An 11918-nucleotide genomic window follows, 5' to 3' on the forward strand; every position below is an offset into this window, starting at 1 on the left:
GCGCTCTGCGGCAGGTCCTGGGCGATGTGGCGTACGCGCTCCGCGGCAGGTCCTAGGGCAGTCCCGCCAGCCGCAGCAGTCCCGTCACCGCGGCCGCGGCCACGACCACCACGGCGAAGGGTGCCCGCCGCCACGCGAGCACCCCGCCGACCAGCACACCGGCGGGACGGGCCCACCCGGCGAACCCGTGACCCGCCGTCAGGGCCCCGGTGGCGAGCAGCGCGACCAGCAGGACCGTGGCGCCGGTGGTCAGCAACTCGCGTACGGACGGGGGAAGTTCGATCCGCCCCTGGAGTGCGGGGCCGGCCAGCCGGAAGACGTAGGTTCCGGCGGCGAGGGCGAGGACGGCGATGAGCTGAGGGTTCACGCGGGCCTCCGGAGCCGGACCAGCAGCCCGCCGAGCGCGAGCAGCACGGGCACACCGGCGGGCAGGAAAGGAGTGGCGGCGACCGCGACGACGGCCCCGGCCGCGGCGGACCGTCGCAACCCGCGCTCCTCCCGCAGCGCGGGCAGCACCAGGGCGAGCAGCACCGCGGGGAAGGCGGCGTCGAGCCCGAACCGGTCGGTGTCCCCGAGCGCGGAACCGGCGAGGGCCCCTACGAGCACGCTCGCGTTCCAGGCCGCGAACAGGCCGACGCCCGATATCCAGAAGGCGGTCCGGCGCCGCGCCGGATCGCTCTGGGCGAGGACGAACGCCGCCGTCTCGTCGGTCACGAGATGCGCGCCCAGCAGCCGCGCGGGCCAGGAGCGGCCGAGCGCGTCGGCGACGGCGAGACTGAAGGCGGCGGTACGGGTGTTGAGGAGCAGGCCGGTCGCGGCCGCGGCGACGGGTCCGCCCCCCGCGGCGAACACCCCCACGGCACTGAACTGCGCCGATCCCGCGAAGACGAGCAGCGACATCACCACCGGAAGCCACACGGGCAGCCCGCTCGCGACGGCGACGGCCCCGAACGAGACACCGACGACGGCGTCGGCGAGGCAGACGAGGGCGATGTCCCGGAGCAGGCCACGGTCCAGCGCACCCGACCAGGCCGGCCGGCCCGCACGGCTCGTTCGGCCTGTCAGGCTTACTGTTCGGTGTAGCGAACGCATGAGAGTGAGCATGCGCGGACGGCTGGGCGTTCGTCAAGCCGAACGATAGGGTCGCCACAGCGAACGAGAGGACTGGAGAGGTCATGCCGAAACCGGACGCGTCAGGGGGCGGCCTGCCGCTCGACCGGATCGCCGCCGCGCTGCGCCGTGAACGCACCCGCGCCGGCCTCTCCCTCTCCGAGCTGGCCAAACGGGCGGGCATCGCCAAGTCCACGCTGTCCCAACTGGAAGCGGCGAACGGCAAGCCCAGCGTGGAGACGCTCTGGGCGCTCGGGGTCGCCCTGGACGTCCCCTTCAGCGCGCTCGTCGACCCGGCCGCGCCGGCGGTCCAGGTGATCCGGGCCGGCCAGGGCCCGGCGGTTCCCTCCGAGCGGGCCGACTACGCCGCCACCCTGCTCTCCGCGAGCCCGCCCGGGGCTCGCCGCGACATCTACCACGTGGCCGTCGAGCCGGGCTCCGTACGCGAGTCCGAGCCGCACATGCCCGGCACCGTCGAGCACATCGTCGTCGGCACCGGACGCCTGCGCGCGGGCCCCCGCGACGCACCGGTCGAACTCGCCCCCGGTGACTACCTCGCCTACCGCGGCGACCTGCCGCACGTCTGTGAAGCCCTGGAGCCGGGCACCACCTGCGTCCTGGTGATGCAGCACTCCTGAGCCGGCCTTCGAGGGTCCGTACGCAAAGGCAGGAGCCCCGTCTCACCCGGTCGACGAAGTCGGCGGGGAGCGGGGCTCCTTGGGTACTGCTCTAGGTTCCGGATCAGATCACGGCACGTGCCGTGCGATCGCGAACGATCAGACGGGGGTGACGTTCTCCGCCTGCGGACCCTTCGGGCCCTGCGTGACGTCGAAGCTGACGGCCTGGTTCTCCTCGAGGGAGCGGAAGCCGCTAGCGTTGATCGCGGAGTAGTGGACGAAGACGTCCGGGCCGCCGCCTTCCTGGGCGATGAAGCCAAAGCCCTTTTCAGCGTTGAACCACTTCACGGTTCCGGTAGCCATAAGCCCTCCTATGGGCCAAAGGGTCGCCCTGCTCCAGAACCTGCAAATGCGCTTGCGAACAACTGCAAAAGTCTGAAAACGACGAGAGCCCGCGGTCACATGCTCCGCAGGCTCTGTACTGCAAGGGAAACCAAACTGCAACTTGCGGCGAGCCTAGCACGTAGGCAGCCGAATGCAATAGAGGGCAAGATCACGTCACCCGGAGGTTTGACGGAGGCCTGAGACGGGTTGACCGGCGCCCCGCGCCGACCCGGAGCATGCACCGTACCTCATGGGGTCTAGCCTCGCCGATGTGGACAATTCTCCCGAGATCTCTCAGGCCGCGCGGCGCACCCGGCCGCGCGTAGGCCACATCCAGTTCCTGAACTGCATGCCCCTCTACTGGGGCCTCGCCAGGACGGGATCGCTCCTCGACTTCGAGCTCACGAAGGACACCCCGGAGAAGCTCAGTGAGCAGCTGGTGCAGGGCGACCTGGACATCGGTCCGATCACCCTGGTCGAGTTCCTGAAGGCCGCCGACCAGCTGGTCGCCTTCCCCGATCTGGCCGTCGGCTGCGACGGCCCCGTGATGTCCTGCGTGATCGTGTCGCAGGTGCCCCTCGACCGGCTCGACGGGCGGCGGGTGGCGCTCGGTTCCACGTCGCGTACGTCGGTCAGGCTCGCCCAGCTGCTGCTGGCCGAGCGCGTGGGCGTACAGCCGGACTACTACACCTGCCCGCCCGACCTCGGTCTGATGATGCAGGACGCGGAGGCCGCCGTGCTCATCGGCGACGCGGCGCTGCGGGCCAACCTGCACGACGCCCCGCGGCTCGGGCTGCAGGTGCACGACCTGGGCGCCATGTGGAAGGAGTGGACGGGGCTGCCGTTCGTCTTCGCCGTGTGGGCCGCGCGCAAGGACTACGCCGCGCGGGAGCCGGCCATCACCCGCCAGGTCCACGAGGCGTTCCTGGCGTCGCGGGACGTGTCGCTGGAAGAGGTCACCAAGGTCGCCGAGCAGGCGGCCCGCTGGGAGGTCTTCGACGAGAACGTTCTGGAGGAGTACTTCACGACGCTCGACTTCCGGTTCGGTTCGGCGCAGCTGGAAGGCGTCACGGAGTTCGCGCGACGGGTCGGTCCGACCACCGGATTTCCCGCCGACGTGGCCGTGGAACTCCTCGCACGCTGATCCCTTTGCCGGAATCGCACGGAATTCGGCTGTGCGTGCGCGAGGGAATTCCCATGAACGCGCTTGCCGAATTCCGTGGGTCCGGCATGAAATCAAGGTGAACACGCGACATTCATGCCGCGGGACTACCCTGCTGGGGCACGTGCGTGGTGTGGGGAGAGCTCGGGGGAGGTCCACGGGATGCAGCCGCTTGAGGCCGACGAACCGACGACGGTGGGTCCCTACCGGCTGCTCGGCCGGCTCGGGCACGGGGGCATGGGCCGGGTGTACCTGGGCCGCAGCGCCGGCGGGCGGACCGTCGCCGTCAAGGTGGTGCATCCCCACTTCGCGCTCGACGAGGAGTTCCGGGCGCGGTTCCGGCGCGAGGTGGAGGCGGCCCGCCGGGTCGGCGGGGCGTGGACCGCGCCGGTGCTCGACGCAGACCCGACGGCGCGGGTGCCGTGGGTGGCGACGGGGTATGTCGCGGGGCCCTCGCTCGCGCAGGCCGCCGGTGCCGGTACGGCGCTGCCCGAGCACTCCGTACGGGTGCTGGGCGCGGGCCTCGCGGAAGCGCTGGCGGCGGTGCACGGCCTGGGGCTCGTGCACCGGGACGTGAAGCCCTCCAACGTGCTGCTGACCGTGGACGGACCGCGGCTCATCGATTTCGGCATCGCCCGCGCCACCGACGGCACGGCCTCGCTCACGTCGACCGGCGTCTCCATCGGCTCGCCCGGCTACATGGCGCCGGAGCAGATCCTCGGCAAGGGCGTCACGGGCGCCGCGGACGTCTTCTCGCTCGGCGCGGTGCTCGCGTACGCGGCGACGGGGGAGTCCCCCTTCCCCGGCGACTCGTCGGCCGCGCTCCTCTACAAGGTCGTCCACGAGGAGCCCGAACTGGACGGACTGTCGGGTGAGTTGCGGGACATTGTCGCCGCCTGCCTGGCGAAGGAGGCGTCCGCTCGACCCGCCCCCGAGGAAGTTGCCCGGCGTTTGGCCCCCGAGGGCGCGTCCCGCCTGGTCGCGGCGGGCTGGCTGCCGGGGGCACTGGTCGAGCAGGTCTCGCGCAGCGCTGTGCAACTCCTGGACCTGGAGGGCGCCACTCCCGCCACCGGCCCGGTCGGCTTCAGCAGCCCGGCGGTCACGGGCGGCGGCGCCCCGGGCGTCTTCGGACCGCCCGACCCGTCATACGCCTCCGCCGTACCGCAGCCGCGCACCGAGCCCACCACGGAGGACGCCAGGCCGGGCCGGCTGTCGCTGTCGGTGATGGCGGCGTCGACCCCGGCGACCGAGAACGGCCGCGGCCGCAAGGTGAGTTGCTCGGTCGCACTGGCCGTGGCCGGAGCGTTCGCGGTGGTCGCGCTGGGCGGGGCGATCGTGGTGAACATGCTGCCGGACTCCGGGAGCGACGATCGGAGCGGCCATGCGGCCGGGGCGCGGCCGACCGTCTCGGCTTCGGCTTCGGACTCGGGTGCCGGCGCCGTGCCGACGTTCTACGTGGGTTCCTGGCAGGGGCAGGGCACGGTGGAGAGCCTTGGTCAGCCTCTGCCGGGAGGTACCTTCGACATCGTCATCCATCAGGCCTCGCCGGGGGAGGCCGTCGGGACGGTGACACAGACGGACGCTCTCGGTGGCGTCTGCGTCGACGTGCTCACTCTGAAATCGGTGACCGACAAGGAACTCACGGCTGTCGGCCGCGGCAAGAAGGGGAACGAGGGGCAGTGCATTCAGTCCCCTCACCCCGTACATCTGCGCCCGGACGGCAAGGCGCTCCGGTTCACTTCGGACGACCCCAAGGCCGGCAGCCCGAAGGCCCGGCTGAGCCGGACGGACTGAGCGGCAAGTTCCCTCAACCGAACACGCTAGTGATTGAACGTCTCTAGGATCACCCCTCGTCGGGCCTCTGGAGAGGTCTGAGGTGACCTGACGTGAGGGGGATGTCATGAGAGCGGTTCGTGTCGCGATCGTGGGGGCGGCGGCCGTGGTGAGCGCGGTCGGACTGGGGGTCGCACCGGCTGGGGCCGCAACCGCGGTCAAGTCGTGTACGACGTCCGACGGCGGGGCGGTGGGGGTATTGGCAGCCCCCTCCTTCACCGGCAAGACGTCGATGAACACGACGTTCGGAGTCAAGGACGCCGACAAGGACGGCGCCTGGGTCCGTGTGCGCATCAACATCACCACCGGCACGGGAGCCAGCTACAACTACTCCTGGCACGAGAACCACGACGGGTACAACTCGTCGAAGACCTGGACGCCGTCGGCCTCGCACACCAACGGCATCGTGAGTGCCAGGGTTCAGGTGGACAACGTCCTGGGATCGAGCGTGCAGGCCACCTGTTACAGCGGCAAGTTCTACAACCCGTATTACTAGTGACAGCCGCCATGGACGGGTCACTGGCCGCGATCGCCGCCCTGTGGGGCGCCGCCGCCGGGGCCCTGCTGCCGCGCCCCGCGTACCGTCTCTCCGTCGAGCCGGAGCAGCCGTGGCGCGCGGCCCGGGGCTGGCTGGGGGCTCGGCCGGGTCCCTCCGCCCCGGTGCTCGGCGCCGTCACCGCCGGGGCCTGCGCCCTGCTCGCCGCGGCCACCGGGACCCGGCCCGAGCTCGGCGCCTGGCTGCTGCTCGCGCCGCTGTGCGTGCTGCTCGGCACCGTCGACTTCGCCGTGCACCGGCTGCCGGACGTGCTCACCTTCCCGCTGGCCGGGCTCGCCGTGGCCGCGCTCGGTGGCGCCGCGCTGCTGCCGGACCCGGGCGGGTCGTGGCGTGGCTCACTGCTCGGAGCCGTCGGCCTGGGCGGCGGATACCTGCTGCTCCTGCTGATCCATCCGAAGGGCATGGGGTTCGGGGACGTGAAGCTGGCGCTCGGGCTCGGGGCGGCGCTCGGCTGGTACGGGTGGGGCGTGCTGTTCCTCGGGGCGTTCGCGGGTGTGCTGCTGAACGGGCTGTACGCCACCGTCCTGGTCCTGACCCGGCGTGCGGGGCGCAGGACCGAGATCCCGTTCGGGCCGTTCATGATCGTGGGGGCGTTCGCGGGGGTTCTGCTGGGGGCCACGGCGGCCTGACGTACGCTGAGAATTCAGCTCTACACCTCTGAAAGGGGCACGCCCGGTGACCGAGAAGGCCGCACTGCAGTCCGTCCTCGACCGTGCCGCCGCCGGTGGGCGCATCACCCCGGAAGAGGCCGTCGAGCTGTACCGGGACGCCCCGCTGCACGCGCTCGGCGCCGCCGCCGACGCGATCCGCCGCCGCAAGTACGCCGGGATCGAGCACATCGCGACGTACATCATCGAGCGGAACATCAACTACACGAACGTGTGCGTCACGGCGTGCAAGTTCTGCGCCTTCTACGCGGCCCCGAAGGACACCAAGAAGGGCTGGTCCCGCGACCTCGACGACATCCTGCGCCGCTGCGCGGAGACGATCGAGCTGGGCGGCACCCAGATCATGTTCCAGGGCGGACACCACCCGGACTACGGCGTGGAGTACTACGAGGAGCACTTCTCCGCGATCAAGAAGGCGTACCCCGAGCTGGTCATCCACAGCCTGGGCGCCTCCGAGGTCGAGCACATGGCCCGTATCTCGAAGGTGTCGGTCGAGGAGGCGATCCAGCGGATCCACACCGCCGGGCTCGACTCCTTCGCCGGTGCCGGTGCCGAGCTGCTCCCGGAGCGTCCGCGCAAGGCCATCGCCCCGCTGAAGGAGTCCGGCGAGCGCTGGCTGGAGATCATGGAGGCCGCCCACAACCTGGGCGTCGAGTCGACCTCCACCATGCTCATGGGCACCGGCGAGACGAACGCCGAGCGCATCGAGCACCTGCGCATGATCCGCGACGTACAGGACCGGACGGGCGGCTTCCGGGCCTTCATCCCGTACACGTACCAGCCGGAGAACAACCACCTCAAGGGCCGCACGCAGGCCACGCTCTTCGAGTACCTGCGGATGATCGCGATCGCCCGGATCTTCCTGGACAACGTCCAGCACATCCAGGGTTCGTGGCTGACGACCGGCAAGGAGGTCGGCCAGCTGTCGCTCCACTACGGCGCCGACGACCTCGGCTCGATCATGCTGGAGGAGAACGTCGTCTCCTCGGCCGGTGCCAAGCACCGCTCGAACCGCATGGAGATCATCGAGCTGATCCGCAAGGCCGGCCGCGTCCCCGCCCAGCGCGCCACGACGTACGAGCACCTCGTCGTGCACGACGACCCGGCGAACGACCCGGTCGACGAGCGCGTCATGTCGCACATCTCGTCCACCGCGATCGACGGCGGCACGGCCCACCCCGAGCTCAAGCTCGTGGCCACCAACTGAGCCTGCGTTGCTGACACTTCACACCGTCGCCGACGGCTCGTCCGTCCTCGTCGAGGGCGAACTGGTCAAGGCGCTCGGCCCGTACGAGGAGCTGGCCGCCGCACATCCGCAGGCGCGGGTGCGGCGCTGGCCCGGCATCCTCACGCCGGGGCTGCTCAACCCGTACGGTCCGGAGATCCTGGAGCACACGTACCACCCCGATCCGCGCGAGGCCGACACGTACGGCTCCGCCCCGATCGGCGGGGAGCGCGCCCGGGAGATCTTCCGGGCGGACCCCGCGCTGCTCGGGCCCAGCGCGCGGCGCGGTGTGCAGCGGCTGTTCGCGCACGGCACGGTGGCCCTCGCCGGGGAGCTGCGGGCCAAGCCGGTCCTGGAGGTGGCGCAGCGCTCGGGCCTGGTCTTCGCCGCCCGCCCGGACGGTCTCCCCGGCCCCGTCTCCCTGTCCCCGAAGCCGCTGGTGCTCCTGCCCGCTCTCGCCGAGGGCGGCCCGGCCCGGTTCGCCGTGTTCGACGTGGAGGACCGCGCGGACCTGGTCCGGCGCGGCGCGTCCACCTGCGTGGCAACGGTGATCGGCGGACGCCTGGTGTACCGGGGACGCTGAGCACCCCAGGGGCGCGGGGAACTGCGCGAAGCGGGCCCACCGGCTGTCAGTTCGCGACGATTCAGCGACCGGGCAGACGCAGCCGGTCTTCAACGGGCGCGGGGTACCGCACGACCGGCCCCACCGAACCCGCCCCCGGCGACGAGAGCGCCGCCGGCAGACGTATCCCGGTCACCCGGACCCGGGCCCCGCCCTGCCACAATGGGAGGCGTGACCCGCGCATCCTTGGACAAGCAGCCCCACGAAGTCGCCTCCATGTTCGACGACGTGGCGGAGAAGTACGACCTCACCAACGACGTGCTGTCCCTGGGACAGGCCCGGCTGTGGCGCAAGGAGGTCGCCAAGGCGGTCGACGCGCGCCCGGCGCAGAAGATCCTCGACCTCGCCGCCGGCACGGCCACGTCCTCGCAGCCGTTCGCGCAGGCCGGCGCCTACGTCGTGCCCTGCGACTTCTCCCTCGGCATGCTCCGGGTCGGCAAGCAGCGCCACCCGTGGATGCCGTTCACGGCGGGCGACGGCACGAAGCTGCCGTTCAAGGACGACACGTTCGACGCCGTGACGATCTCCTTCGGGCTGCGCAACATCCAGGACACCGACCAGGCGCTGCGCGAGCTGTACCGGGTCACCAAGCCGGGCGGCCGCGTCGTCATCTGCGAGTTCAGCCACCCGACGTGGGCCCCGTTCCGCACGGTCTACACCGAGTACCTGATGCGCGCGCTGCCGCCGGTCGCGCGGGCCGTCTCCTCGAACCCGGACGCCTACGTCTACCTCGCCGAGTCGATCCGCAGCTGGCCCACCCAGCCGGAGCTGGCCACCCGCCTCCAGGGCGCGGGCTGGCAGAAGGTGGCCTGGCGCGACCTCACCGGCGGCATCGTCGCGCTGCACCGCGGTATCAAGTAAGTCCCGTTCCCCGTATTGAAGTTGACGGGAACCACGCCACGGGAAAGATGAGTCCGTTGAGTACGTGGTGACACCCGGTGACGGTGCGTCACCCGGTCGTCCCCGGATCATCACGGAGCTTCCCGATGCCGTCGTTCTGCCCGCACTGTGGAGCCGAGGCTCCCGAAGAGGCCCGCTTCTGCATGAGATGCGGGCGTGAACGGACCGCGGCCGCAGCCCCGCCCGTCCCCGCCGCGCCACCCCCGCCGGCCGCCGCCCCCGCCCCACCGCCGCCGCCCGCCTACGCCCCGGGCCCCGCTCAGCCCTCGGCCGCCGGGCAGTTCTTCGGACGCGCTCTGCGCGGCGACTGGGCCGGGGCGGCGCAGGCCGCGCTGTGGCCGGTCGGGCTGCTGCTGATCGCCGCGTTCGCCTTCGCCGTTCCGTCCTACGGGCAGGACTCCGACCACGTCGTCGTCGGCTTCGCGGACCGGATGCGCATCGCGCTGGCCTCCCTGCTCCAGGGCCTCGGCGGCAGCCTGGAGATCTCCGGCGGCAGCTCCGGCGGATCGATGTACGGCGGCTACGACTCCGGCTCCTCCGGCACCGCGTCGCTCTCGGTGATCCCGCTCCTGGTGACCGTGGTGTGGATCGTGGCGCTCGTCATCGCCGTACGGATCCTGCGCACCCGCCTGTACGCGCGGACCGTGCCCGGTGCACAGAACGGCGCGGACGGCGCGGCCGCCGGCACCGCAGGGCTGGAGGCGGCCGTACGCGTCGCCCTGTTGGTGACCGGCGCGACGCTGGTGCTCGGGCTGATCGGGCAGCCGGACATCCAGGACGTCTCGCTGTCCACGGCGCCGTTCCTCACCGCGCTGTGGACGCTGCTGCTCGCGCTCGCCGTCGCCGGGGGCGTGCTGTACGGCGACGATCTGAAGCACCGGGTCGCCGCCGCGCGGCCCGGCGTGCGCATGACGGTGCGGGCCTTCGGCACGGCCGTGCGCGCCATGGGGTGGGTGCTGCTGATCGCCGCGGTCCTCGGCTGGATCGGGCTCGCGGTCTTCGGCGAGGACGGCGGCACCAGCCCGTCCGACGTCGCCGACTCCTCCGACTTCGACGGCTCGGCCGCGGCGGCGCTCGGCGCGATCCTGATGCTGCTGCCCAACCTCGCCCTCGCCGTGCTCGGCCTGTGCTGGGGCGCGCCGCTGCAGATCGAGGGCCGCGGTTCGTCGTCGTTCGGCAGCGGCGGATACGAGAAGGAGTCCTTCGGCCTGTCCCGGCTCGGCGACGAACTCGGCTCCGGGGCGCTCGTCTACGCCCTCGCCCTCGGGCTGGTCTGCGCCCTGGTCGTCGGCGTCCTCACCGCCCGCCGCTCGCTCGACCGGCGCGAGCAACTCCTGTCCGCGGGGCTCTTCTTCGGCCTCTTCCTGCTGCTCGCCGCAGTCGGCGGCGCCGGCGCGGAGTTCGCCGGGGACCTCGACTTTTTCGGCAGCGGAACGGGCCGGATCGAACTCGGCCTGAGCGTGCCGGACGCGCTGCTGTTCGGGCTGCTGTGGATCGGCGGCGCCGCGTTCCTCGTGCCGTACCTGATGCAGCTGTTCGGGGTCGGGACGGGGATCGTGCCCGCGCCGGTCCCGGCCCTGCCCGGCCAGGCACCGGTGTTCGGCCAGGCCCCGGCGGCGTACGGTCAGGCCCCCGTGTTCGACGCGGCGCCGCTGCCCACGATGCCGGGCCAGGCCCCGGCGGCGTACGGGCCGGGCGCCGTCCACCTCGGCCCGCTGCCGCCGGGCGCACCGGAGCCGAAGCGGCGCGTCGGCGTCTGGGTCGGCACCATCGTCGGCGCGTTCGTCATCGGGGGCGGCGCCGCGGCCGGTGTCCTGCTGCTCCAGGACGACGGCGACGGCTCGAAGGGCGGCAAGGACGACAAGCCGGTCGCGGCCCGGACCGAGGAGTCCCAGGGGCCGGCCGCCTCACCGGCACCCTCGCCGTCGTCCGCGACCTCCGACGCGGTGAGCGCGAGCCCGGACACCGCCGCGCCCACCGACCTGCCCGACGTGCCGAGCGGCTACCACCAGGTCTTCGACGAGAAGGGCTTCTCCTTCGTCATCCCGGACGTGTGGGACCGCGTCGGCGTCGCGAACGGCAGCCAGATCACGTACGCGGGCAGCACCGGCATGGAGAAGTACATCGTCGGCGTCATCCCGGACGCGGGCTACACCTCGCACGGCAACCTGCTCGCCATGGAGAAGCACCTCAAGGAGGACGGGAAGAAGACGGACTACCGGCGCATCCGTCTGGAGACGAACACCTTCCAGGGCGCGGAGGGCGCCCTGTGGGAGTACACGTACGAGAACGAGGCCGGGCAGACGATCCACGGCATCGACCAGTCGTACATCGCCGCCGACGGCACCGAGTACACGATCTTCCTGACCGGCAAGGAGGACGTCTGGCCCGACCTGGCGGACACCTACCGGGTCGGCCTCGACTCCTGGCGTCTCACGGACACGGACTGAACGGCTCGGCCGGTTCGTCCAGTTCACGGCGCATGCCACCGCCCCGCGGGCCCGGCTCGCGGGGCACGCGCACGCCCCCGCCGCCCTCGCCCTCACCCAGGTCGAACCAGATGGTGACCGCGGCGTCCCGGGGGACCTCCGCGCCGGGCAGCGGATACTGGCGCACCACGTAGTCGACGGTCGGGAGCGGGAAGTCGGGCCGGTCGGGAGTCGCGAGCCGCACACCGTGCTGCTCGGCCGCGCTGCGCGCGTCGACCGCCATCAGACCGACCAGCTTCGGCACCCGGACTTCCGGCGGCTTCTTGGGTGGTATGTGCACAGAGGTCACCCCCAGGAGGTACCGGAAGGGTAGCTCCGCGGGGCGCCGCGCGAAACGGCTCGTACCGACACC

13 protein-coding genes are annotated in these 11918 nt (G+C 71.9%); 9 read left to right on the forward strand and 4 right to left on the reverse strand.

What is annotated here, in order from left to right; translation table 11 throughout:
• Window positions 1-52 precede the first annotated feature (52 nt).
• A complete protein-coding gene (locus tag ACQUQD_RS23595; protein ID WP_428954130.1) occupies window positions 53-367 on the reverse strand; it encodes an AzlD domain-containing protein in 315 nt (104 codons plus the stop codon).
• Entirely contained in the window at window positions 364-1092 is a 729-nt protein-coding gene (locus ACQUQD_RS23600; protein ID WP_428954131.1) for an AzlC family ABC transporter permease, read from the reverse strand. The genes ACQUQD_RS23595 and ACQUQD_RS23600 overlap by 4 nt, the downstream gene beginning before the upstream one ends.
• Window positions 1093-1175: 83 nt before the next feature.
• On the opposite strand from ACQUQD_RS23600, the gene ACQUQD_RS23605 reads away from it, so the two are divergent.
• On the forward strand, window positions 1176-1748 hold the full coding sequence (locus ACQUQD_RS23605) for a helix-turn-helix domain-containing protein (RefSeq protein ID WP_428954132.1): 573 nt from the start codon (window positions 1176-1178) through the stop codon (window positions 1746-1748).
• Between the two features lie 138 nt (window positions 1749-1886).
• Here ACQUQD_RS23605 and ACQUQD_RS23610 read toward each other — a convergent pair whose 3' ends face one another.
• Entirely contained in the window at window positions 1887-2090 is a 204-nt protein-coding gene (locus ACQUQD_RS23610; RefSeq protein WP_003998944.1) for a cold-shock protein, read from the reverse strand.
• Window positions 2091-2361: 271 nt separating this feature from the next.
• Between ACQUQD_RS23610 and ACQUQD_RS23615 the strand changes: the two genes are divergently transcribed.
• The 8 genes from ACQUQD_RS23615 to ACQUQD_RS23650 all read left to right on the forward strand — a co-directional run bounded on the left by ACQUQD_RS23615 (window position 2362) and on the right by ACQUQD_RS23650 (window position 11527).
• A complete protein-coding gene (locus tag ACQUQD_RS23615; protein ID WP_428954133.1) occupies window positions 2362-3255 on the forward strand; it encodes a menaquinone biosynthetic enzyme MqnA/MqnD family protein in 894 nt (297 codons plus the stop codon).
• Between the two features lie 180 nt (window positions 3256-3435).
• Window positions 3436-5067 carry a protein kinase domain-containing protein gene (locus ACQUQD_RS23620; protein ID WP_428954134.1) on the forward strand — a complete coding sequence of 544 codons (1632 nt, stop codon included), beginning with the start codon at window positions 3436-3438 and terminating at the stop codon, window positions 5065-5067.
• Window positions 5068-5173: 106 nt separating this feature from the next.
• On the forward strand, window positions 5174-5602 hold the full coding sequence (locus ACQUQD_RS23625; RefSeq protein WP_428954135.1) for a hypothetical protein: 429 nt from the start codon (window positions 5174-5176) through the stop codon (window positions 5600-5602).
• A gap of 11 nt (window positions 5603-5613) precedes the next feature.
• Complete coding sequence (locus ACQUQD_RS23630) at window positions 5614-6291, forward strand: prepilin peptidase (protein WP_428954136.1); 678 nt, start codon at window positions 5614-5616, stop codon at window positions 6289-6291.
• 46 nt (window positions 6292-6337) lie between these two features.
• Window positions 6338-7537 carry a cyclic dehypoxanthinyl futalosine synthase gene (gene mqnC, locus ACQUQD_RS23635; RefSeq protein WP_428954137.1) on the forward strand — a complete coding sequence of 400 codons (1200 nt, stop codon included), beginning with the start codon at window positions 6338-6340 and terminating at the stop codon, window positions 7535-7537.
• 7 nt (window positions 7538-7544) lie between these two features.
• Entirely contained in the window at window positions 7545-8138 is a 594-nt protein-coding gene (locus ACQUQD_RS23640; protein ID WP_428954138.1) for an imidazolonepropionase-like domain-containing protein, read from the forward strand.
• Window positions 8139-8348: 210 nt separating this feature from the next.
• Complete coding sequence (locus ACQUQD_RS23645) at window positions 8349-9038, forward strand: demethylmenaquinone methyltransferase (RefSeq protein WP_428954139.1); 690 nt, start codon at window positions 8349-8351, stop codon at window positions 9036-9038.
• A gap of 125 nt (window positions 9039-9163) precedes the next feature.
• Window positions 9164-11527 carry a zinc-ribbon domain-containing protein gene (locus tag ACQUQD_RS23650; protein WP_428954140.1) on the forward strand — a complete coding sequence of 788 codons (2364 nt, stop codon included), beginning with the start codon at window positions 9164-9166 and terminating at the stop codon, window positions 11525-11527.
• On the opposite strand, the gene ACQUQD_RS23655 is transcribed toward ACQUQD_RS23650, so the two are convergent.
• Entirely contained in the window at window positions 11511-11855 is a 345-nt protein-coding gene (locus ACQUQD_RS23655; protein ID WP_428954141.1) for a PASTA domain-containing protein, read from the reverse strand. The genes ACQUQD_RS23650 and ACQUQD_RS23655 overlap by 17 nt on opposite strands.
• Window positions 11856-11918 lie beyond the last annotated feature (63 nt).

The sequence above is a fragment of the Streptomyces sp. cg35 genome (assembly GCF_050410835.1).
GTDB lineage: Bacteria > Actinomycetota > Actinomycetes > Streptomycetales > Streptomycetaceae > Streptomyces.

Bases quoted from the DNA above. Each gene is read 5' to 3' on its own strand.
- ACQUQD_RS23615 (WP_428954133.1), top strand. From the start codon at position 2,362: ATGGGGTCTAGCCTCGCCGATGTGGACAATTCTCCCGAGATCTCTCAG.
- ACQUQD_RS23600 (WP_428954131.1), bottom strand. From the start codon at position 1,092: ATGCGTTCGCTACACCGAACAGTAAGCCTGACAGGCCGAACGAGCCGT.
- ACQUQD_RS23625 (WP_428954135.1), top strand. From the start codon at position 5,174: ATGAGAGCGGTTCGTGTCGCGATCGTGGGGGCGGCGGCCGTGGTGAGC.
- ACQUQD_RS23650 (WP_428954140.1), top strand. From the start codon at position 9,164: ATGCCGTCGTTCTGCCCGCACTGTGGAGCCGAGGCTCCCGAAGAGGCC.
- ACQUQD_RS23605 (WP_428954132.1), top strand. From the start codon at position 1,176: ATGCCGAAACCGGACGCGTCAGGGGGCGGCCTGCCGCTCGACCGGATC.
- ACQUQD_RS23610 (WP_003998944.1), bottom strand. From the start codon at position 2,090: ATGGCTACCGGAACCGTGAAGTGGTTCAACGCTGAAAAGGGCTTTGGC.
- ACQUQD_RS23630 (WP_428954136.1), top strand. From the start codon at position 5,614: ATGGACGGGTCACTGGCCGCGATCGCCGCCCTGTGGGGCGCCGCCGCC.
- ACQUQD_RS23620 (WP_428954134.1), top strand. From the start codon at position 3,436: ATGCAGCCGCTTGAGGCCGACGAACCGACGACGGTGGGTCCCTACCGG.